Here is a 22218-nt window from a genome sequence, read left to right as displayed (position 1 = left end):
TCGGCACACGGTTCTGCCGATGAAAATCCGGGAAGTCCGGCCTTCGCTCCTATCGTCCGTGCACCGAGGCCGATACGCCGGGACGGAGCAGAAGCACGATCAGCAGCACCGGAAAGAGCGGGGCGATCCTGGCCACGGGGAAAATCAAAGGCGGGCTCAGCATCGGCAGGAGCCAGATCATGAACGCCAGCGTCCAGCACCACAGCGGCAGCGGCGCGGCGCGCGACATCAACCAGAACGCCGCCGCGATCACCAGCAGCGTCACATCATAGGGTCCGGAATGCGGCGCGGCGAGCACCGTCGCAGCCAGAAACAGCGCCGTCTTTTCCCTCGTCCCCAACCGCGATCGAAACGCGATGATGACGGATGAGGCTGCGCCGAGCACGGCGAGCAGTTGAATCCACGACGCCAGCCGTTGCGGCGCGCCGAGCAGAACCGCGCAGGTGTAGACACTGTGGCCCCACATGCGGCCGAACTCGATCCACTTCTCGCTCGGGCTGACGAGATTCTCGATGATGAGCGGAAACCAGCGCAGCCACAGGTCCCATCCGAAAATCAATCCGCTCGCGATCATCATTGCGAATGCCGACAGGCCCGACGCCAGCAGGGCGCGCCACTGCCCGGCCGCGATCAAGGCGATCGGGACCAGGATGCAGAACTGGGGTTTGAACGTCAGCAGTCCGAGCACCAATCCGCCGAGATAAGGCCGCCGTTCGAGAAGGCCAAACCCGCCGACGATCAGGGCTGCGACCAGAAAGACGGCCTGACCGTCGATCGCATTGATGGCCGATGCCGGGCAAGCCAGCGCGGCCACGAGCAGGGCGGGCGATGGCACGGCGGCTGCCGCACGCGATCGCAGCGCCAGCGCCAGCAGGGCGCCGGTCACGACCTGAAACGCCACATAGGAGCCGAAGAATCCCAATGGCGCGAACGGCAGCAGGATCAGCAGAAAGCTCGGCGGATAAGCCCATGGCCGAAATTCCAGCGGCTTGGAAAGCCAGCCGGCAAAATTCGTGTTCAGGAAGTCGGTGAAGCGATCGCCGTCGAAGATCAGCGGCGCGTTGCCATCGAGGACCGAGCGGATCGCGCCGTAGAAGACCATCCAGTCGGTGCCGAGGGTATTGTAGTCGATCCCGATCTTGCCTGGATATGGAATGGTCGTCAGCAGATTCAGCCAGACGTAAAACGCCATCAGGAGGCCGGGGATCAGCACGACCGCGGGTGGACGCAGCGCGTCCCTCTGCTCGAAATTGCCTCCGCCTTGTGCCAAGTCCATGCGTTGTCCTGCCAAGCGATGAGCTGCTTTGCTGCGGGCGGATGCGAATCGGTGTCGATCTTACGACGATCGCGACGATGTGCCGAATGATCCGGCAAAGAGCTTAACGAAAGCGCTTCGGCGGCCGGGCCGCGCCCCCGGCATGAAACCGATGCCGGGCCAATTTTTCCGCTTTCCGCGGCAGGAAATTTCGGTCTCCCGCCCTCGGTCCAAATGGACTCTGGTTGCAAAGCAAAATATGCTCACCCTGGGCCTGTGGGGAAAACGCTTATGAAATGCGGTGCTGCTGCGGTCGCAGTTTTGCTGAGTACGATTTTTGCCAGTTCGAATGCGGACGCGCGCGGGCCCCTACGGTACGATCAGCGTCGGCAACTGGCAGGGCGGCGCCTATACCAACGACGAGACCGGGTCTTTCACGCACTGTGCAGCCGGCGCCCGATACGCCAGCGGTGTCTTTTTTCTCGTGATGATCGACAACAGTGGTGGCTGGAGCCTCGGCTTCATGCATGAACAATGGAAGCTGACGACCGGCGCGGCGTTTCCGCTGACCCTGACATTCGACGGCCAGCAACCGTTCAATGTTCACGGCGTTCCGATCGCCGACAAGCTGGTGCGTGTGCCGATGCCGAGCAATTCCTCGCTCATCGCCCAGTTCCGACGGGCAAAAGCCATGACCGCCTACACACAGGGGCAGCTGTTTCAGTTCAACCTTGATCAGACCGGACAGCTGTTGCCCATTTTGGCGAACTGCGTCGCCAAGACCAGGCAATCGGGTGTGGCCAGCGCCGGCGATTTTTCGGTCCTTCCCGCCGCCAAGCCGGTCGCCACGGCAGCTGCGCCGGATTCGGCACCGGCCAAGCCCGACAGACAGTTCGACCAGACGGGCACCGGCTTTCTGGTGAGCCCGAACGGGCACCTCGTGACCAATGCGCATGTCGTGCAGGGCTGCGTCGGCGACATCTTGGGCAATCTGTCCGGCGAGGCGCCCGCCAAATTGCGGTTGGTGTCGAGCGACGAGACCAACGACCTTGCCCTGTTGCAGGTTACCGGCTCGTTCAAGAACATCGCCAGGATCAGGGACAAGGCGATCCAGTCCGGCGACAGCGTGGTGGCGATCGGCTACCCCTTCCATGGGCTGCTGACGTCCGATTTCACGGTGACGACCGGGATCGTGAGCTCGCTCAGCGGCATCCTGAACGACACGCGCTTTCTGCAGATCAGCGCGGCCGTTCAACCCGGCAATAGCGGCGGGCCGCTATTGGCCTCGAGCGGCGACGTGGTCGGCGTGGTCGCGGCCAAACTGAACGCAATCAAATTCGTGAGGGCCACGGGCAACATTCCCGAGAACATCAATTTCGCCATCAAGACCGGAGCGCTGCGGGACTTTCTCGATAACAGCGTGGTGCCGTATCAGATCTCCGACGCCAAGGACGAGTTGAAGACCGCCGACATCGCGCGCAATGCGCGGGCGTTCACGTTTCTCATTTCCTGCAAGGCCAAGGCGAAAGAAAAAGAGACTGCAAGGAATTAGGGCGCCCGGCGGCGAACGCATCGGCAGCGCGCCAAATTGATGGATGCGCCAATTCGAAAGCTGGGCGCGGAGCCTGCCGGATGGCCCGGCGGCTCAACGCTTACCGCGAATTGCTGCCGCGGCTATGCGCGGCCTGGGCATTCCAGGCACTCCATCTCACGGTCGCAAGGCTTCGCTGGTCGGTGGCGAGCGGTCGCCGGGTCTGCCGCTCATAGGCGGCGATGATGTGCTGCGACTGCCGGATTTTCTGCTCGAGTTCGGCAATGGCCTTCTGCGTTTTGCCGATCCTGCTCGATTGCGCAGGCTCGCCCACCGTGAACCTCGCGGTTTCGATGTTCTTCAGGGTCTCGCGAAGCTTCCTGAGCTGGGCGCGGTGCCACGCAATGGCGCTGTCGCTGTCTACCGGCATGCAAACTCTCCTGATTCGCAGCCGAATCTAGCACGCAACGGGCAAGTTGGGCCAAGGGAGGGCACCGACGGGGCATCAAGGCCACCGGTTTCGCAGGGTACGATCCGGCCGTTCCCGATTTCGGCCCTTTTTTGCCATCGAAGCGACTGGAGGCGAGCCTTCAAACAACAAACTTGCATGGCGATCTGTGCTTAGCGCGGTCCTTCTTATCGTCCTGGCGGCAGATTGCCGGACCTGGCGCAATGGAGCGTGCGATGAGCGAAGTTGAATTCGATCGGATTGTCGATGCTGTGCGGAAGGAAATCGCGCTTGCACCGGCGTTGAATTCGTTGACCGGGTGGCGGGGTTCCGCCGGGTGGGTGAAGGCCGCCGGTGACAAACCCACGTCCCGTCGCGACGCTCCTCCCATGGCCAGGATTCGCCGCGTAGGCGAGGGGCGGAAGCGATACAGGTGAATCGGTACAGGGTGAGCTAATGGAACGATCAGTGTTCGAAATCGTGAAGGCGCCGCTGGGCTGGTCGGTATTTGCCGACAACGTCAAGATCGGTGGCGTCTACGATTCGCGCGGTGCCGCCCTCGAAGCCGCCGCACTGGCCGCGTCCTATTCGATCAACGACGGTGTAGGCGTTCAGATCAACGTGCCCGGCGCGGAGGAAGAAAAGCCGAGATGGGCCGTCGCGTTTGAGATCGCGACCGCTATCCTGCCAACGAAGGGCGGGCGCGAGCGAAGCGGCACACGGTAAGCCCGTATGAAGGCAATCGCTTGACTCTGACTGATCGCCTGCACTCCCCGCGAGGACTTTCACGCTAGCCTGAACTTGTCCGCGCAGTCGCGAGCCAAGCGTGGATCGACACTGCCGCCGTCGGTTTTCCGCCGTCGGCCCTTCATTTCACATCGTCGAAGGGCGACACCGCGGGGCTACCGACGCGCATCCGCTTGATGCGGCGCACCGCCATGGGTGTACCGTCGGACTGGTACTGCAGTTCGTATTTCTTGCCGTTCTGGTCGATGGCGCTGCAGCTGATGCTGGAAAGCTCAAGTGTCACAAAATTCCCGGCCTGCCTACAGAGGCCCGTAGCCAATTCGATCGACGGCACCGGCAGGCCATCGGCCTTCGGCCGATCCTTGGATTTCAGCAGCATCCGGTCGATCGGCAGCTCGTACACGTTGGGGTCCGGCCTTCGTCCGTTGTCACCGGAAAACGTAATGATGTGGCTGTCGTCCTTGGGGTCGTTGATCGCGACCGTGAAATTCGCCCTGCCTTCCTCGTTCTGGGAGAACGCCACGGCCCGGCAGGGCAGATCCCGCCCGCCGACCTTGAACGTCCTGCACTTGCCGGACATCATCGCAAAGATGATGGTATCGGGCTCTGGCCGCGGAAGCTCTTCCGAGGCGCGAGCCGGCATTGCAATGAGGGCGATGGCAAGGGCGAAAGCCTGCCGGCGGAATTTCATGGTCATGCCCCGGTTGATAGGACATGGCGCGCTGTGTGACCAGAGTCTCGCAGGATTCCGGAAGCGCGCCAAGGTAGGATAGCCCTGTTTTGCAGCGCCACAACGGGCATCAGAAATCGAGCGGCGCGTTGTCGACCACTTCCTTCATGACGAAGAAAGTCCGGGTCTGGCGGACGCCCGGCAGCGCGATCAATTGTTCGCCATGGATGCGGTTGAAATCCTCCATGTCGCCGACGCGGATCTTGAGGAAATAGTCGAAATCGCCGGCCACCAGATGGCAATCCAGCACGAATTTCAGTTGCGCGATTGCCCGCTCGAAGGCGGCAAAGCTTTCAGGTGTGGAGCGGTCCAGCACCACGCCGACCATGACCAACGCTCCCTTGCCGACCTTGCGCGGCGCCACCATCGCCCTGACCTGGGAGATGAACCCCTCGTCGAACAGGCGCTGGGTCCGGCGATGACAGGTCGCGGCGCTGACGCCGGCCGTTTCGGCCAGCTCGGCATTGGTCAGCCGGCCGCCATTCTGCAGCAAACGCAATATCTTAAGGTCGATGCGGTCGAGCCGGCCGCTCATGAAAGAATCTCTCGGAAGTTTATCAAATAGCGGATGAAACAGTATTCAGCTATGGCATCTTTGCAATATTCATAAAGGATATCCGACAACTTAGAGAGCACATTTCTGGTACCCGGTGATACGGCCGTTCCCGAGAGATCAGGACCACCAAAGGGGATGACGATGCTGGAGAAATTCGAACGCTATCCGCTCACATTCGGGCCCACCCATATCGAGAAGCTGGAGCGGCTCTCGCAGCATCTCGGCGGCAAGGTCGAGCTCTACGCCAAGCGCGAGGACTGCAATTCGGGTCTGGCCTTCGGCGGCAACAAGCTGCGCAAGCTCGAATACATCATCCCCGATGCGATCGCCTCCAACGCGGACACGCTGGTCTCGATCGGCGGCGTGCAGTCCAACCACACCCGCATGGTCGCCGCCGTTGCGGCCAAAATCGGCATGAAGTGCCGCCTGGTGCAGGAAAGCTGGGTGCCGCATGAGGACGCCGTCTACGACCGCGTCGGCAATATCCTGCTCAGCCGCGTGATGGGCGCGGATGTGCAGTTGGTCGATGAAGGTTTTGACATCGGTATTCGCCAAAGCTGGGAAGAGGCGATCGCGGATGTGAAGGCCAAGGGCGGCAAGCCCTACGCGATCCCGGCCGGCGCCTCCGTGCACAAATATGGCGGGCTCGGCTATGTCGGTTTCGCCGAGGAGGTCAGGCGCCAGGAGAAGGAGCTCGGCTTCGCCTTCGATTATATCGTGGTCTGCACGGTTACGGGTTCAACCCATGCCGGCATGCTGGTGGGATTTGCCAGGGACGGCCGCGCGCGCAAGGTGATCGGCATCGACGCTTCCTTCACCCCGGCCCAGACCAAGGCCCAGGTGCTCGACATCGCCCGCAACACCGCCGGTCTCGTTGAACTTGGCCGCGAGATCGTCGAGGACGATTGTGTGCTGATCGAAGACTACGCTTACCCGGCGTACGGCGTTCCCTCAGAAGAGACCAAGGAAGCCATTCGGCTGTGCGCGCGCCTCGAAGGCATGATCACCGATCCCGTCTACGAGGGAAAATCCATGCAGGGCATGATCGACCTCGTGAACAAGGGATACTTCCCGAAGGGCTCGAAGGTCCTCTATGCCCATCTCGGCGGCGCGCCCGCGATCAACGGATATGCCTACACCTTCCGCAACGGATGAAGTGAGGCGGGCTTACGCGTCGGCTGCTCGGACCAGTGCGAGCAGTTCGTCGCCGTAATGTTCGAGCTTCTTGTCGCCGATGCCCGGGATGTTGCGCAGCTCGTTGAGCGTCATTGGACGCGCGGCGGCAATGCCGTCGATGGTGGAATCGTGCAGCACGACATAGGCCGGCACGCTTCGCTGGCGGGCGATGTCGGAGCGCCATGCCCGAAGCGCCGCCTGCAGGCCGGCATCGGCGGGTTTTGTCTCGGCGCGCGGCGCCAGATCTCCGCGCCTTGATTTGGCGCGGCTGGCGCGGATGCGCGCGCCGGGCGCCGCCTCGCGCAGCATGACTTCCGTCTCGCCTTTCAGGACGCCGCGCGCGCTTTCCGTCAGTTTCAGCGCGCCAAAGGCTTCGCTGTCAGCCCTGAGATGCCCCATGGCGACCATTTGGCGGATCACGGCGCGCCATTGCTTTTCGTTGAGATCGCCGCCGATGCCGAACACGGACAGCTTGTCGTGGCCGAATTGCGTGACCTTCTCGGTCATGCGGCCGACCAGCACGTCGATCAGGTGCATGGCGCCGAAACGTTGCCCGGTGCGGTAGGCGCAGGATAATAGTTTTTGCGCGGCGACCTTGCCGTCGCGAAGCTGTGGCGGTGACAGGCAGTTATCGCAATTGCCGCAATTGGTGCCGGCGACGGCCTCGCCGAAATAGCCGAGCAGGCGGCTGCGCCGGCAGCCGGCGGTTTCCGCCAGCGCCACCAGCGCATCGAGCTTGCCGATCGACACCCGCTTGAACGCTTCGGCCCCGGTGGATTCATCGATCATGCGGCGCTGCTGCACGATGTCGGACAGGCCATACGCCATCCAGGCGCTGGATGGCTTGCCGTCGCGCCCGGCACGCCCGGTCTCCTGGTAGTAGGCTTCGATGCTTTTCGGCAGATCGAGATGCGCCACGAAGCGCACGTCCGGCTTGTCGATGCCCATGCCGAACGCGATGGTGGCGACGATGACAACGCCGTCCTCGTTGATGAAGCGATCCTGGTTGCGGGCACGAACGCTGCCGTCGAGGCCGGCGTGATAGGGTAGCGCCGGAATGCCGGCGCTGGTCAGGGCTGCCGCGGTGTCCTCGACCTTGGACCGCGACAGGCAATAGACGATGCCGGCGTCGCCCGCGTGGCGTTCGCTGATGAAGGCCTTGAGCTGGGCCGGGGCATTCTGCTTTTCGACGATCTCATAACGAATATTCGGACGGTCGAAACTCGAGATGAAGCTCGGTGCGCCTGTAAGCCCGAGCCGGGTCACGATCTCCTCGCGCGTCATCTCGTCGGCAGTCGCGGTCAGCGCGATGCGCGGCACGTTGGGAAAGCGTTCGGCGAGCACGGTCAGGCCGATATATTCGGGACGGAAATCGTGCCCCCATTGCGACACGCAATGCGCCTCGTCGATTGCAAACAGCGCGATATTGGCCTGTCCCAGCAACGAGAGACAGCGCGGTGTCAGCAGCCGTTCCGGCGCGACGTAGAGCAGGTCGAGGTCACCAGCGAGCAGCCGCCGCTCGACCTCCGAGGCTTCGTCAAACGATAGCGTCGAGTTCAAAACCGCCGCGTTGACGCCGGCCTCCAGCAGTCCCGCGACCTGGTCGCGCATCAGCGCGATCAGCGGCGACACCACGATGCCGCAGCCTTCGCGCAGCAAGGACGGCAGTTGATAGCACAGCGATTTGCCGCCGCCGGTTGGCATCAGCACCAGGCAATTGCCGCCGTCCGTCACGTGCCGGACGATTTTTTCCTGCTCGCCGCGGAAGCCGGGCAGGCCGAACACGGAATTCAGCACTGAAAGCGCGTCAGGGGTGGTGCCGGAGACACGGTTGCGGGCTGCGGGGGCAGGCATAAGGGGTGAGGTCGTCCGGTTAGTGGCCGTGCGGCAGCCGGCTTTGAGGCAGATGCGGCGGAATCGATGAGGCCAAGTAGGCCAAAAAGATCATGGCAAGTCCATGCCTGATTCGATGCTCTCGCGGCGCATTTCAGGGCAGCCAGGAGGGGTCAACTACTGGTGAATGGCGCCCTCATGGGCGAAACGTCGGCGGGAGATTTGTGTTAGAACACGACCCAAACAATAAACACAGGGGAGCGCATGACGAGATCGGCGCGGATCATCGCGGGCATTGTCGCGGTCGTGCTGATTGCAGCCGTGGCGGCAGCCTTTGCGATCGTCTGGCGGCCGGCGTTTGCCACGATCGATCCTCCGGCGCCGCAGACCTTCGATGCCGCCCTCGTCAAAAAGGGCCGGGATCTGGCGGCGATCGGCAATTGCAACGATTGCCATACCGTGCGCGGCGGCAGGAACTTTGCCGGCGGTCTGCCGGTGCCGACCCCGTTCGGCACGATCTTCTCCTCCAACATCACGCCGGAGCCGGAGACGGGAATCGGGCGATGGTCGGAGGCCGCGTTTCAGCGCGCAATGCGGTCCGGCGTCAATCGTGAAGGCCAGCATCTTTATCCGACATTCCCATACGACCACTTCACCAATGTCAGCGATGAAGACGATCGGGCGCTTTATGCCTTCCTGATGACACGGCAGCCTGTTCGTGCGCCGGCGCGCGAAAACCAGCTTTCTTTCCCGTTCAACCAACGGTTCGCCATTGCCGGGTGGAAATTGCTGTTCCTTCGTCACGACACCCATCAGCCCGATCCCAAGCAAAGCGCTGAATGGAACCGCGGTGCCTATCTGGTCGAAGGGCTGGCGCATTGCGGCGCCTGCCACACGCCGCGCAACGCGCTGGGTGCGGAACGCAACAGCGCGCAGTTTGCCGGCGGCGATGTCGACAACTGGCACGCCTATGCGCTCAACGATCAATCGCACTCACCGGTGCCCTGGACCGCCGACGCTCTGTTCGCCTATTTGCGCGACGGTTTTCATCCCGATCACGGCACCGCACGCGGGCCGATGGCGGAAGTCGTCAGCAATCTGTCGTCGGTGCCGTCGAGCGATGTTCGCGCCATCGCGGTCTATATGGCCGGCGTGTCCGGTACGCCTGCGGCGGATCGCAAGGGGCAGGGCGAGATGGCGCTGGCACAGGGCAAGACGGCTGCGCAGGCCAACGCGGCTGGCGCGTCGATCTATGCCGCGGCCTGCGCGTCATGCCATGAAAGCGGCCGGCCGCTTCCCTACGGCGGAATCAATCTCGGACGCAGCACCGCGATCTCAAGTCCCGACCCGCGCAACCTCGCCAACATCGTGCTGTCGGGCGTCCGCGCGGTGGAAGGCGAGCGCAGCCCGATCATGCCGGGCTTTGCCGTCAGCATGAATGATGAACAGGCTACGGCCCTGTTGAATTATCTGCGGGCGCGGTTCAGCAACCAGCCGGCATGGACCGGCGTTGACAAGACAGTTCAGGACGCGCGCCGCGCGCAGACCGTATTTCTCCAGACATCGCCCGGGCCACGCAACGCGCCCGCCGATCCCATGCAGCGAGACAAGCCATGATGACATTGAAGGTCAACGGCCGGGAGCATCAGGTCGATGCGGAGGCGGATACGCCGCTGCTTTACGTGCTGCGCGAGGACATCAAGCTCAACGCCGCCAAGTTCGGCTGTGGACTCGGCCAATGTGGCGCTTGCACGGTAATTGTCGATGGCAAGGCGGTGCTCTCCTGTGTGACGCCGATGGTGCTGCTCGAAGGAAAGCAGGTGACGACGCTGGAAGGTCTCGGCACGATCGCGGAGCCCGCGCCGATCCAGCGCGCCTTCATGGAAGAGCAGGCGGCGCAATGCGGCTATTGCATCGCCGGCATGATGATGCGGGCGCAGGCCCTGCTGCAAAGAAATTCCAAACCGACCGATGAGCAGATTCGCGCCGAGCTCGAACCGCATCTGTGCCGCTGCGGCACCCATATGCGAATCCTGCGCGCGGTGCATCGGGCCGCAAGACTCATGGATACGGCGGATGCCTCCGCTCCAGCCAGCAGGAGCGCCCGATGAACGCCCCCGTTATTCTCGATCGCCGTCGCGTGTTGGCAGGCGGCGGCGCGCTGATCGTCAGCTTTTCGCTCACAGGCGCCTTCGCGCAGCAACAGGATGCCCCGGCGGCGCCCGCGCCGAGCCCGCCCGGTAGCCTGAAAACGTCGCCCTATCTCGACGCGTGGATCCGCATCGATGCCGATGACGGCATTACCGTATTCACCGGCAAGGCCGAACTCGGTCAGGGTTTCAAGACGGCGTTTCAGCAGATTGCCGCCGAAGAGCTCGATGTGGCCTTCGGGTCATTGAAGGTCGTCACCGCCGATACCAAAGTTACCGCCAACGAGGGCTATACGTCCGGCAGCAACTCAATGAAGGACAGCGGTACTGCGATCCAGAACGCGGCGGCACAGGCGCGCGAACTGCTGGTTGCGGAAGCAGCAAAGCGGCTCGATCTGCCGGTCGAAAACCTGCGGACGGCAGACGGTGCGGTGATCGCGCCGGATGGCAAGCGCCTGTCGTATGGGGAGCTCGTTGCTGGCGATATGCTGCATGTGCAGGCGCAGCCCAAGTCAAAGTTGAAGAACCCGGCGACATACAGGGTGATCGGCCAGTCGGTGCCGCGCGTCGATATTCCGGCCAAGGTTACCGGTGGCGCCGCCTACGTCCAGGATATGCGGTTGCCCGGCATGGTGCACGCCCGTGTCGTGCGCCCACCGAGCTATGGCGCGCAACTGACCGAATGCGACACTTCCGCCGTCGAGAAGCTCCCCGGCGTCGTCAAAATCGTGCGTGACGGCAATTTCCTTGCTGTGGTCGCGGAAAAGGAATTCCAGTCGATCAAGGCGATGAACGCGCTTGCTGCCGCTACGAAGTGGAAGGAGACCGCGAGTCTACCGAAGCAGGACGACCTGCTCGCGGTGTTAACCAGCCTGCCGTCGCAGAACACGACCATCTTCGAGCGGAGTAATGCCTCGGCCACCGGCCAGAAGACCCTCGAGGCGATCTATACGCGGCCGTATCAGGCGCATGGATCGATCGGACCATCCTGCGCCGTGGCGCAATTCGTCGACGGTGCGATGACCGTATGGACGCATACCCAGGGCGTCTATCCCGATCGTCAGGGCATCGCCGAAATGCTGCGCATGCCTCCGGCCAGCGTTCGCCTGATCCATGTCGAAGGCTCCGGCTGCTATGGCCATAATGGCGCCGACGATGCCGCGGCCGACGCCGCGCTGATCGCCCGCGCGTTGCCCGGCCGCCCCGTTCGCGTGCAATGGATGCGCGAGCAGGAACATGCCTGGGAACCATATGGCCCTGCGATGGTGACCAAACTGAAAGCCTCGCTCGACGGCAACGGCAAGATCGCGGACTGGAATTTCGAGGTTTTCAGCAACACCCATTCGATGCGGCCGGGCGGCGCCGGATCGATGCTGGCGGCGCAACACATGGCGCAGCCGTTTGCCTTGCCGGCGCCCAGACCGTTGCCGTTGCCCGAAGGCGGCGGCGATCGTAACGCGATCCCGTTCTACAATTTTCCCAACGCGCGGGTGGTGCATCACTTCATCCCGGCGATGCCGTTGCGGATTTCGGCGATGCGTGCGCTCGGCGCCTACCACAATGTGTTCTCGATCGAGAGCTTTATGGATGAACTCGCCACGCTCGCCGGTGCCGATCCGGTCGAATTCAGATTGAAACATCTCGACGACTCGCGCGGTCGCGATGTGATCGAAAAGGCTGCGCAGAGTTTTGGGTGGAAGGCCGGCCAAACATCGCCGCAGGATCGCGGTTTCGGCTTTGCCTTTGCGCGTTACAAGAATCTGGCGGCCTACTGCGCCATTGCTTCCGAGGTTGAGGTCAATCGTGAGACCGGTCGTCCACGTCTGATCCGCGCGGTGGCGGCGGTTGACAGCGGGCAGGTGGTCAATCCGGACGGGTTGATCAACCAGATCGAAGGCGCAATCGTGCAGTCAATGAGCTGGACATTGTACGAAAGCGTTAGCTTCGACGACACCAGGATAACCAGCATCGACTGGCAGACCTATCCGATCCTGCGTTTCGATGCCGTGCCTGAGAGCATCGAGGTTCACATCATCAATCGCCCGGGCCAGCCGTTCCTCGGCAGCGGCGAAACCGGGCAGGGGCCGGCGGCGGCATCGATTGCAAACGCCATCGCCAATGCCACGGGAAGGCGGCTGCGGAATTTGCCGCTGACGCGCAAGCGCATCAAGCAGGCGATCGATGCGTGAAGGCGCCTACTGATAGCTCGCCACGATATCCGACACCGCGCGTTCGAGTTGCTTTGCGGTGGCGCATTGGCGGACCACGGTGCAGAAGGTCGAATAGCGCGGCATTTCGGAATCGCCCCAGCCCCAGGCCATGCGGCCTTCCGGATTGAGCCAGACCACCCGCTTCGACCGCTCGGCGATGCGGCGAAGGATATCGGCGCGGGGATCGAGATTGTTGCTGCGGGCGTCACCGAGCACGATCACGGTGGTCTGTGGTGTGATCGCGTTCATCCATCCGTGCTCGAAGTCGTCGAAAGAATTGCCGTAATCGGACGAGCCGAAGCCAACCTTGGACATGATCTCGGCCATCGCCTCTTCCGGCGATTTCGATTCCAGGATCCCGCTGACCTCGATCAGGTGTCCAGAGAACGCAAACGAGCGGACGTCGTCCACGACCTCGTGCAGGCTGTGGATCAGCAGCAGGAAGAAATCCGACACCCGCGCCACCGAACCCGAGACGTCGCAGAGTGCGACGATCTTCGGTCTGTCGCGGTGCCGCCGTTTCCAGGCGGTGAGGAACGGCACGCCGCCCCATGCCGCGTTTCGCCGGATGGTGCGGCGCACGTCGAGATGGCCGCGGCGTTGGCGCTTGCGCGGCTTGGAGTAGCGCTCGCGCAGGCGCCGGGCGATCTGGCGGATCAGATGCCGCATCTGCTCGACCTGCCGCGGCTCGATCCGCGACAGCGGCGCGTTGCGCAAGATCTCGTTGCGCAGACTTTCGGCTTCCTCGCGCCCGTACAGCATCAGCGCCTGCGAGACGGTGTCGCGGACCGTGCCGCGCAGCCCGTCCAGCGCGTTGGTCAGCCGCTCGGCCAGGGCGGGGTTGGTCGCGGCGAGATTGTCGAGATCGTCGCGCAGGCGCTGGATGCCCATCTGGTCGAGGATGCGGCCGGAGAAGATGCCGCGCTGCGTGAAATAGCGGATGTCGGACAGCGAGGCCGCGCTCGCAGCGTTGGCGATGGCCGCCGAAATCTGGTTGCGGTCCTGCGCCAGCAGCATCTGGGCGAGTTGGCCGAGCCCATCGGCCTGCTCGTCGCTGCCGCTGGAATCGCCGGGCGAATCGGCGGCTGAATTAGACCCGGACGGATCCTGCTCGTCCGCTTTGCCGTCTTCGGGCGGCGCCTGCGGCTCCGGCTGATCGAAGAACAGATCAAAGCAATCGCCGAGCGCCTTCTTCTCGTCCTGCGTCTTGGCCAGCGTCAGCAGAAACGTATCCCGCAGGACCGTTCGGTCGGCAAAGCCGACCTTGGAGACGGCGCGCATCGCATCGATGCTTTCGGCCGGCGAGAGTCTCACCCCCGCGCCCCGCGCCGCACGAAAGAAGCGATGCAGGTTCTCTCTCATCGCTTGTCTATCCGAAGACGTTCTGACGCGAGGCCTTGGCGATGAAGGTGGAAACCTGAGGCATGGTGGCCTCGATATCCGCCTCGTATTTCAGGAGGACGTTCAGCGTATCCTTGACCACCTCGTGGCCAAGCTCGGAAGCCTGCAGCAGCACCAATACACGCGCCCAGTCGATGGTTTCGCTGACCGACGGCAGCTTCTTCAGGTCGAGCGAGCGGACCTCGTGGATGAAGCTCACCATCTGCTTGCGCAGATTTTGCGAAATGCCGGGCACCCGGCTTTCGACGATCCGCTCTTCCAGCCTCTGTTCGGGGAAGCCGATGTGAAGATGCAGGCAGCGCCGCTTTAGCGCGTCACCGAGATCGCGTTCGCTGTTCGAGGTCAGGATCACGGTCGGCGGCGCGACCGCGACAACGGTGCCGAGTTCCGGAATCGTCACCTGGAAATCACTGAGAATTTCCAGCAGGAGTGATTCGAATTCGGCGTCCGACTTGTCGATTTCGTCGATCAACAGCACGCAGCCGGCCGGCTGCTCCAGCGCCTGCAGCAGCGGGCGCGGCTCGACGAATTCCTTGGAGAAGAACACGTCGCCGAAATCGTGAAGCTGGTTCAGCGCGGCCTCGAGCGTCGGAGCGCCGCCGAGGACTTCGCCGAGCTTGTCTTTGAGGATCTGCGTGTACAGAAGCTGCTTGGCGTATTTCCACTCGTACAGCGCCTTCGCTTCGTCGAGCCCCTCATAGCATTGCAGGCGGATCATCTTCATGCCGCGCCAGGCGGCGATCGCTTTTGCAAGCTCGGTCTTGCCGACGCCGGCGGGGCCTTCGACCAAAATGGGTTTTTCGATCTGCTGCGCCAGATAGACCGCAGTCGCGATCTGGCGGCTCGCAATATAGCCTTGCGCTGCAAGGCCGCTTTCCACTGCCTCGATCGAGGCCGAAGGCCTGATATCAGCCACGGGGTTTCAACTCCGAAATTCGATAGATTTCGCAATGTTCTGCCCGCGTTCCCGGCAAAGAACAAGCGCCGTTTCGACATGGGCGACGGCAAATTCCGCCATTTTCCGCCTAGCGCAATGCCAGTCCGGTCGCGACTTCCAGTTCCTTGATCGCCTGCGCCGCGTTGACCACCTTGATCGTGGTCATTCCCATCTCGCGCGCCGGCTTCAGGTTGACGCCGAGGTCGTCGAGATAGACGCAGTTCTTGGGGTCGACCTTCAGCGTCTCGACCATCATCTGGTAGATGCGCGGGTCGGGCTTTCGCAGGCCGATTTTGGCGGACTCGATGACATGGTCGAACAGTGCCATCACTTCGGCGACATAGAGCGTGCGGCCGCTGTGGCTGCCGATGGCGTTGGCGGGCAGGTTGTTGGTGATGCAGCCGGTCTTGAACCGCGCCTTCACGCGCTTGAGCGCCTCGACCATTTCGGGGCGCAGGTCGCCCGACAGCAGCGGCAGCACGTCCCTGCCGCGAACCGCCGCGCCCAGTGCCAGCGATTCGGCTGCGAACAATTCGTCGAAGGCTTCGATATCGACTTCGGCGCGTTCGAACTTCGCCCAGGCGTTTTCCAGGTGGTTGGCGGCGTTGGTGCGCCGGATGATGTCGGCGGGCAGCCCGCGCTCGGTCTCATAGCGCGCAAACGCCTCGAACGGCGAGGTGGTCAGCACGCCGCCGAAATCCCAGATCACTGCCTCGATCATTGTTCCTCGCCTGAAACAAATGCGTTGGCGAGCGGCTAACACGAATTGCCCGCTGGAACCAGCCCGATCGGGCGCTTGGCGGCATGCGCCGCGCGGGTTATTGCTGCGCCGATGAAAATCCCGTCTCGCGTGGTTGCCGGCCTTATTGCCAACCTTGCCCTGCTGCTCTCCGTTCCCGCGCATGCCATCGTCGGCGGCGGCGCGCCGTCGACGGAAGGTGTGGCCCGCTCGGTTGTTACCATCGTCGGCTCGCGCGGTAATTTTTGCACCGGCGCGTTGATTGCACCGAAACTGGTGCTGACCGCGGCGCACTGCGTGCCATCAGGCGCGGAGTACAAGATCGTCGAATATGGCGCGGACCGGCAACCTTCGTTGCAGGATGTCAAAACCGTCGCCATCCATCCCGGCTTCAATATGCAGGCTATGCAGGCGCATCGTGCGACGGCAGATGTCGCGTTGCTGCAATTGGTGGCGCCACCCAAGGGAAAGACGCTGGCCGCTCTCGGCATGCCAAACATCCCCATCATGATCGGCAGCCGCTTCACCGTCGCAGGCATCGGCGTGACCGTACGCGGCGACGGCAAGAGCGGCGGCACCATCCGCGTCGCCGGTCTGGTCGCGACCGGCAAGCCCGGCACGCTGCAGATCAGGCTTGTCGATCCCGCGGGGCAGGGCACGCGCGAGGGGCTTGGCGCCTGCACGGGTGATTCTGGTGCGCCGGTATTCGAGGACAAGCAAGATGGTCCTGTTATCGTCGGTGTGGTGAGCTGGTCGACCGGGTCGAACGGAAGCGCTGGCTGCGGCGGCATGACCGGCGTTACGCCGCTGACGCTCTACCGGGATTGGATTTTGCAGGCCGTGCAGAAGTGGGGAATGGGGTTGTAACCACACCTGTCGTCCCTGCGAACGCAGGGACCCATACGCCGCGGCCCATCGGCAAGGCTATGGAAGCTAATTTTCTTCGTAACAATTAACGACGGTGATTATGGGTCCCTGCGTTCGCAGGGACGACAATGACCACCGAGCCAGGCCTAATGTTCCGCCGCCTTGTTCGCGGCGGCGTTGTTCAGCACGATCAGGCCGTCGACGGCGACGCCGACCTTGCTGTTGATCAAAAATGGATTCACGTCGATCGACGCGATGCGATTGCCGGCGTCGGCCATCAGGTTGGAGAGGCCGACCAGCGCCTTCACGGCGGAAGCCTCGTGCAACGCCGGTTTGCCGCGGTAGCCCTTCATCTTCACGCCGGCCTTGGTCTTGGCGATGAGTTGTTTCGCCTCGGCCTCGTCGAGCGGGGCGCCGGCGAGGGCGACGTCCTTCATCAGTTCGATATCGACGCCGCCGGTGCCGAACAGCACCACTGGACCCATCTCGGCGTCGAGCGACGCGCCGACCACCAGCTCGAGGTCGGCCTTGACCTGCTGCGCGATCAGAATGCCTTCGAGCTTCGGCTTGCTCTTGATTTTCTTGACCCGCGCGGTGATGTCGTTGAACGCCTTCTTCACCTCGGCCGCGCTGTTGAGGTTCAGCACCACGCCGCCGATGTCTGACTTGTGCAGGATGTCGGCGCTGACCACTTTGGCCACGACGGGAAAGCCGATCTTCTTGGCGATTTTCACCGCCTCAGCAGCCGTCTGCACGATTTCTTCCTTTGAAACGGGAATGCCGTACGCCTTGAGCAGCTTCTTCGAGGCCACCTCGTCGAGCGCCGCGGCGCCGTTGGCGCTTTTGAGCGCTTTCTCCAGCACCGCACGCGCGGAAGCCTTCGAGCTCGATGCGATGTCGGGCACTTCCTTGCGCAGGGAAGAATATTCAATCAGCGACTTGATCGCGCCGACCGCGCGGTCAAGCCCCTGCATGACCGCGATGTTCGGCAGCGACTTGCGCAAGGCTTTGGTGAATTCGGTGAAGCCGATCGACATGGCGCTGATATAGACCACGGGCTTGCTTGCAGCGCCGGCCATCTCGTTGACGATACGCAGATTGCGTTCGCGCATTTCATGCGGCGCCTTCGGCAGTTCGGCGTCGATGATGACAATGTCGGTGTCGGGATCGTCGATCATGATCTTGATCGAGCTCATGTAGACCGAGGGGTCCACGACCGCGGCAAAACCGGCATCGAGGGGATTGCCGACGATGCTGCCGGGACCGAGCATCTTTGCCAGTTGCGCCGTCGCGTTCGGGGTGAGCGGCGCAAAATTCAAGCCGGCCGAATAGAACGCGTCGATCAAGAGGCCGCGCTTACCGCCGGACAGCGAAACCGCGGCGAGGCGATTGCCCTTCGGCGACTCGGCATGCACGAAACATTCGGTTGTCTCGATCAATTCGTCGAGCCCGCGGACGCGGATCACGCCTTCGCGCGTCGAGATCGCGTCGAATGTTTCGATCGAGCCGGCGAGCGCGCCGGTATGCGCCATCGCGGCGGCGCGGCCACCCTCGGAGGCACCAAGTTTCAGCGCGATGACCGGCTTGCCGGCAGCACGCGCGGCCTTGCAGGCTTCGCGGAACACTTTTGTGTTCCTGACGCCTTCGAGATAGACCACGATGACGCGGATCGAGGGATCGGCGGCGAAATAGGCCATCAGGTCCGGCGTCTCGAGGCCGGTCTCGTTGCCGGTGGTGACCATGTAGCCGACACCGACGCCGCGATCTTCCAGCGTCTGGCGGATCGCCATCACGATGGCGCCGGATTGTCCGGCAATCGCCACCGGGCCTGCTTCCATGGTGACGATACGGTCGTCGATATTGGTGAACAGTTTTTCGCCCGCGCTGAGATTGCCGAGGCAGTTCGGGCCGGTGACGGCAAGGCCCGTCTCGCGCACCGCCTCCTTCAGTTCGAGCGCCAGCCGCTGGCTGTCCTCGTCCTGCAGTTCGCTGAAGCCCGAGGTGACGATGGTGGCGGATCGCGCGCCGGCCGCTGCGGCATCGCGGATCACCTGCACCGCGAAACGCGCCGGCACCAGCACCAGCACGTGATCGGGCTTTTCGGGGAGGCTAGCGAAATCCTTGTAGCAGGGCACGCCCCAGATCGTTTCGCGCTTGGCGTTAACCGGAAACAGCCCGCCTTCGTACTTGTATTTGATCAAATTGTTCCAGATGCGCTCGGCATAGTTGCCGGGCTTGTCGGTGGCGCCGACCAGCACGATATTGCGCGGGTGCAGCATCGCATGGATGCTCTTGACGATGTCGCTGGCGTCAGACGAAGGCGACCATTTTTCGGCTTGATGCGATGCGGTGCTTGCCTGAGCGTCCATGGGTATCCCTTAAACTCTGTTGTTTCTTTTGGCAGTGACGATCGAGAATGCTCGCCGCACCGTGTTTTTCTTGTGATCGAGACCTTTTATTGAGAGTTGGCGAGTGTGGCAACACGCGCGGTGTGCGCCGCGCCATTCTCGCCGTGCACGATATCCCGGCTCGCGGAGAATTCAGCGTGAATCCGGCGCGTTCCCGATCATGGTGGCGTGCACAAGATAGCGCTCGGGCCCCTGCGTCAACGCGCCGAACGGCCAGCAGGTCGACAGCACCAGTTCATGCCCGCCTGCGAGCGGATCGATGCCGGAGGCATCGAAGCGCACGACCGAGGTCGTATCCACCCGGTAGCGGAACGCCCGGCCGTCGCGTCGCGTGACGTCGATCTCATCGCCGATAGTGATGTTCTTCAGGAAGGCGAAATGCGTATCGCGGTGCGCCGAATAAACGGCCACGCCGCGTTCGCCCGCGTCGGGTGTCCGCTCGACATGACCCGGGCCGAAGGCAAGCGCCTGGCCGCTGCTGCCTGCGAGCACGATGGTGCTGGCATGGAGCCGCTTCACCTCGATGCGGGCGACCGGCCATGTATCCGCCCATGACCACGGCTTTGTCTCGCGCCCGGTGGCGATGGTTTTTTCAAAGGCCCGTTCCAGCAGCACCTGCGCCAGCAGCGCCTTGGCGTGAATGTAGGCGCCCTGGCCGAACAGGATCAGGCCGATAAGGGCGAGAAGGAGAGGAAGGACGAAGCGGGGCATCTTGCTGGGTTTCCCGTCATTGCGAGCGCAGCAATCGCGCTCCGTCATTCCGGGATGGTCCGAAGGACCAGACCTCAGATGTGCAATTGCACATCTGAGGTTCGATGCTTTCGCATCGCCCCGGAATGACAGCGGGGAAAAAAGGGGGCGCGCGCGACCCTGGGGGGACAGGTGGAAGCCGCGCGCGCTCTGAAAGAGGAGGTGGGGGGCCCCCTCCTTTCAGCCGACGTCAACGCAGTGACATCTGACGTCGAGTAAACACGAACAGGATCAGGCCAAGCGTGAGCAGGATCACACCCGCAATCATCTTCAGTTCGGCGTCGGTCGCCGTCCTCGGAAGCGTGACCGTGCTGGGCGCCTGGGTGACGATGGGCTGCACCCGTTTCAGCGCCGCGATCTGAACCTGCGCCTGCTCGTTATCCGCGCGGCGTTCCGTCGGCGTTGCAGGAAGGCGTGGGCGCTCGCCGAACACCTTTTCAAAATCCCAGCCGGCCGGCAGGTTGATCGGCAGTTCCGAGACCTTGAGCGGCGCGCCTTCCGGCCGGCTCGGAGTTTTGTCGACCGCAACCAGGCTGGTCAGCCGCGTGACGAGTTGATGCTCGAGCGCGAGCGCCAGGATGGTCTTGTCGGCATCTTCGGGGCTTGCCTGCCGCGTGGTGCGCGCGACTTCGGCGTCCGCGATCTTGCGCCGCGCCCAGAGCCTGGACAGGCCCTTGCCTTCGGCCGCATTCGCCAGCGGCAGGGTGACGACCCAGGGGCGGTCGCCGATGCGACCCTTGATCTCGACCGAGCCTGACAGCTTGTCGAGCTTTGCCGCAAGAACCAGCGGCTCATCGCGATAGACGTCGGGGATCGCGGCCGGCGTGATATCGGCCGTGGCGTCCGAGAATTTTGCGGTGAGATTCGTCACCGCGGGATTCTCCAGTTTGGAGAACAGCCCGCGCATGCGCTCCTCGACCTGTTCCACCGAACCGATGTGGGTGAAGGTGCCGCGGCCGAGTTCGGCGGCGCGCGTCATCAGATAGGTGTTCGGTGCCGAGCCGATGCCGACCATGAAGATGCGCGAGCGGCCGCGCAGCGCGTTGATGGTTTCGAACAATTGCTGCTCGTTGCCGATCGCGCCGTCGGTGAGGAACACGACCTGCCGGACGTAGCCGGCATCGCCGGCGTTGTCGGACAATGCGGCGCGCATCGCCGGCACCATTTCGGTGCCGCCATTGGCCTGCAGCGCGTCGACAAAGGAGGTGGCCCGGCCGATATGCTCCCGGTCGGCCGGCACGGCTGACGGGAACAGCACATCCATGGTGTGATCGAAGCGGATCACGTTGAAGCGGTCGTTCGGCTGCAGGCGGCCGAGCGCATAAATGAGACTGGCCTTGGCCTGGATGATCGAGACGCCGCCCATCGAGCCGGAATTGTCGATCACGAAAATCACCTCGCGCGGCATCGGTTTCTGCTGCGCCTGCTCGACCGCCGGCGGCGTGACGAACGCCAGCAGGTAATCGCTGTCGCCGACACGCTCGCGGAACAGCCCGACCGATGGCGCTTTCTCCGCGGCCGGCTTCCAGGTCAGTTCGAAATCGCGGTCGGCCGGCACCGGGCCTTCGGCAAGACGAATGATGCTCGTGCTGCCATCGGCCTTTTCGGTCTTGATCGCGTGATGATGGCTCTTGACCTCGCCGAGCGGGAAGCCGGCCTGCAGCCGCACAGTGATGCGGGTCGGATTAACAGGCGCGTTCATCGCGGGATCGAGCACTTCAGGCGAAATGCGGTCACGATCCGGGACGGGGTCGGACTTGCTCGCACCCCATCCGCCGCTGTCGGGGCGGAAGTCGACGCTTTGGACAACCGGTACGGGATTGTAGCGCGGGGCAACCACCATCGGCACCCGCAGCGAGAACTCGTTGCCGGATTGTGCGACAGGCTCCTGATATTCGATCTGTACCAGCACGGTTTCACCGGGGCCGATATTGGCGACCGAGTTGGTGAAGATGTTCGGCCGCTCCTGTTCGGTCAGCGCCGCCTTCTGTCCGTTCTGCTTCGCTTGTTCGTAGATGATCTTGGCCTGCTGCCGCTCCTTGATGTCGCCGACCACGACGCGATCGCCGATTACCATCTTCAGCGTATCAACCGCGCCGCCCGACGGCAGCGGATAGACATAGACGGCCTCGACCCAGTCTTGCGTCGGGTTGCGGAAAATCTGGGTGACGCGGACGCGGACCGTCGGACCCGATACGGTGAGATCGACATCGATGCCGAGCCGCAACGCATCGGCATAGCCTTCGTCGTTCTTCAGCAGCAGCGAGCCGGAGCGCGCGTCGCCCGGTTTGAGATAGGCGGCCTGCGGGCGTTCCGCCGACCACACCGGTTCAAAGCTCAAGAATAATGCCGCAAACCCGACCAGGATTACGGCAACGCCCTGCATCACGAAGAACAGCACCATCCGGATCAGGCTGGGCTGTTCGCTGCTTTTGTCGGCCTCAATTTCGTCGCATGTCGTCATGTCGGTCACTCCCGAA

General features: G+C 63.1%; 18 protein-coding genes. 7 read left to right on the top strand and 11 right to left on the bottom strand.

Annotated elements, in window-relative coordinates:
* Positions 1-49: 49 nt before the first annotated feature.
* Complete coding sequence (locus tag V1283_RS35865) at positions 50-1276, bottom strand: glycosyltransferase family 87 protein (RefSeq protein WP_334391316.1); 1227 nt, start codon at positions 1274-1276, stop codon at positions 50-52.
* Positions 1277-1604: 328 nt separating this feature from the next.
* Between V1283_RS35865 and V1283_RS35860 the strand changes: the two genes are divergently transcribed.
* The gene (locus V1283_RS35860) at positions 1605-2807 is read left to right on the top strand and encodes a S1C family serine protease (protein ID WP_334391315.1); all 1203 of its coding nucleotides are present in this window, start codon (positions 1605-1607) and stop codon (positions 2805-2807) included.
* A 100-nt stretch (positions 2808-2907) separates the two neighbouring features.
* On the opposite strand, the gene V1283_RS35855 is transcribed toward V1283_RS35860, so the two are convergent.
* Positions 2908-3216 (bottom strand): hypothetical protein, encoded by a 309-nt coding sequence (locus V1283_RS35855; RefSeq protein ID WP_334391314.1) that lies wholly within the window; start codon positions 3214-3216, stop codon positions 2908-2910.
* 474 nt (positions 3217-3690) lie between these two features.
* On the opposite strand from V1283_RS35855, the gene V1283_RS35850 reads away from it, so the two are divergent.
* Positions 3691-3960 (top strand): hypothetical protein, encoded by a 270-nt coding sequence (locus V1283_RS35850; RefSeq protein ID WP_334391313.1) that lies wholly within the window; start codon positions 3691-3693, stop codon positions 3958-3960.
* A gap of 142 nt (positions 3961-4102) precedes the next feature.
* On the opposite strand, the gene V1283_RS35845 is transcribed toward V1283_RS35850, so the two are convergent.
* Together V1283_RS35845 and V1283_RS35840 are read right to left on the bottom strand one after the other, a co-directional pair.
* A complete protein-coding gene (locus V1283_RS35845) occupies positions 4103-4678 on the bottom strand; it encodes a hypothetical protein (protein WP_334391312.1) in 576 nt (191 codons plus the stop codon).
* 103 nt (positions 4679-4781) lie between these two features.
* A complete protein-coding gene (locus tag V1283_RS35840) occupies positions 4782-5246 on the bottom strand; it encodes an Lrp/AsnC family transcriptional regulator (protein ID WP_334391311.1) in 465 nt (154 codons plus the stop codon).
* A gap of 162 nt (positions 5247-5408) precedes the next feature.
* On the opposite strand from V1283_RS35840, the gene V1283_RS35835 reads away from it, so the two are divergent.
* Complete coding sequence (locus tag V1283_RS35835) at positions 5409-6422, top strand: 1-aminocyclopropane-1-carboxylate deaminase (protein ID WP_334391310.1); 1014 nt, start codon at positions 5409-5411, stop codon at positions 6420-6422.
* Positions 6423-6434: 12 nt separating this feature from the next.
* Here V1283_RS35835 and recQ read toward each other — a convergent pair whose 3' ends face one another.
* Positions 6435-8297 (bottom strand): DNA helicase RecQ, encoded by a 1863-nt coding sequence (recQ, locus tag V1283_RS35830; RefSeq protein WP_334391309.1) that lies wholly within the window; start codon positions 8295-8297, stop codon positions 6435-6437.
* 243 nt (positions 8298-8540) lie between these two features.
* Between recQ and V1283_RS35825 the strand changes: the two genes are divergently transcribed.
* Genes V1283_RS35825 through V1283_RS35815 form a run of 3 tightly spaced genes read left to right on the top strand, consistent with a single transcriptional unit; the run spans position 8541 to position 12615 of the window.
* On the top strand, positions 8541-9893 hold the full coding sequence (locus V1283_RS35825) for a cytochrome c (protein WP_334391308.1): 1353 nt from the start codon (positions 8541-8543) through the stop codon (positions 9891-9893).
* Positions 9890-10387: a (2Fe-2S)-binding protein gene (locus V1283_RS35820; RefSeq protein WP_334391307.1), complete on the top strand. Its 498-nt coding sequence runs from the start codon at positions 9890-9892 to the stop codon at positions 10385-10387. The genes V1283_RS35825 and V1283_RS35820 overlap by 4 nt, the downstream gene beginning before the upstream one ends.
* Positions 10384-12615, top strand: a complete 2232-nt coding sequence (locus tag V1283_RS35815; RefSeq protein WP_334391306.1) for a xanthine dehydrogenase family protein molybdopterin-binding subunit — start codon at positions 10384-10386, stop codon at positions 12613-12615. Before V1283_RS35820 ends, V1283_RS35815 begins: the two co-directional genes overlap by 4 nt.
* A 6-nt stretch (positions 12616-12621) precedes the next feature.
* Here the strand turns inward: V1283_RS35815 and V1283_RS35810 are convergent, their stop codons facing one another.
* The 3 genes from V1283_RS35810 to V1283_RS35800 form a co-directional block, all read right to left on the bottom strand.
* The gene (locus V1283_RS35810; protein WP_334391305.1) at positions 12622-13998 is read right to left on the bottom strand and encodes a vWA domain-containing protein; all 1377 of its coding nucleotides are present in this window, start codon (positions 13996-13998) and stop codon (positions 12622-12624) included.
* Between the two features lie 7 nt (positions 13999-14005).
* Entirely contained in the window at positions 14006-14953 is a 948-nt protein-coding gene (locus V1283_RS35805) for an AAA family ATPase (protein ID WP_334391304.1), read from the bottom strand.
* Between the two features lie 109 nt (positions 14954-15062).
* Positions 15063-15695 (bottom strand): HAD-IA family hydrolase, encoded by a 633-nt coding sequence (locus tag V1283_RS35800; RefSeq protein ID WP_334391303.1) that lies wholly within the window; start codon positions 15693-15695, stop codon positions 15063-15065.
* Positions 15696-15806: 111 nt separating this feature from the next.
* Between V1283_RS35800 and V1283_RS35795 the strand changes: the two genes are divergently transcribed.
* The gene (locus V1283_RS35795) at positions 15807-16580 is read left to right on the top strand and encodes a S1 family peptidase (protein ID WP_334391302.1); all 774 of its coding nucleotides are present in this window, start codon (positions 15807-15809) and stop codon (positions 16578-16580) included.
* Between the two features lie 146 nt (positions 16581-16726).
* Here the strand turns inward: V1283_RS35795 and V1283_RS35790 are convergent, their stop codons facing one another.
* The 3 genes from V1283_RS35790 to V1283_RS35780 all read right to left on the bottom strand — a co-directional run bounded on the left by V1283_RS35790 (position 16727) and on the right by V1283_RS35780 (position 22202).
* Positions 16727-18949: an acetate--CoA ligase family protein gene (locus tag V1283_RS35790; protein WP_334391301.1), complete on the bottom strand. Its 2223-nt coding sequence runs from the start codon at positions 18947-18949 to the stop codon at positions 16727-16729.
* A gap of 171 nt (positions 18950-19120) precedes the next feature.
* Positions 19121-19699: a class GN sortase gene (locus V1283_RS35785; protein WP_334391300.1), complete on the bottom strand. Its 579-nt coding sequence runs from the start codon at positions 19697-19699 to the stop codon at positions 19121-19123.
* 229 nt (positions 19700-19928) lie between these two features.
* Positions 19929-22202 (bottom strand): marine proteobacterial sortase target protein, encoded by a 2274-nt coding sequence (locus V1283_RS35780; protein ID WP_334391299.1) that lies wholly within the window; start codon positions 22200-22202, stop codon positions 19929-19931.
* Between the last annotated feature and the right edge of the window lie 16 nt (positions 22203-22218).

It is taken from the genome of Bradyrhizobium sp. AZCC 2262 (assembly GCF_036924535.1).
In the GTDB taxonomy this organism is placed as follows: domain Bacteria; phylum Pseudomonadota; class Alphaproteobacteria; order Rhizobiales; family Xanthobacteraceae; genus Bradyrhizobium.
Note: the sequence above shows the minus strand (reverse complement) of the source record. Positions and strands in the feature narration are given on the sequence as shown.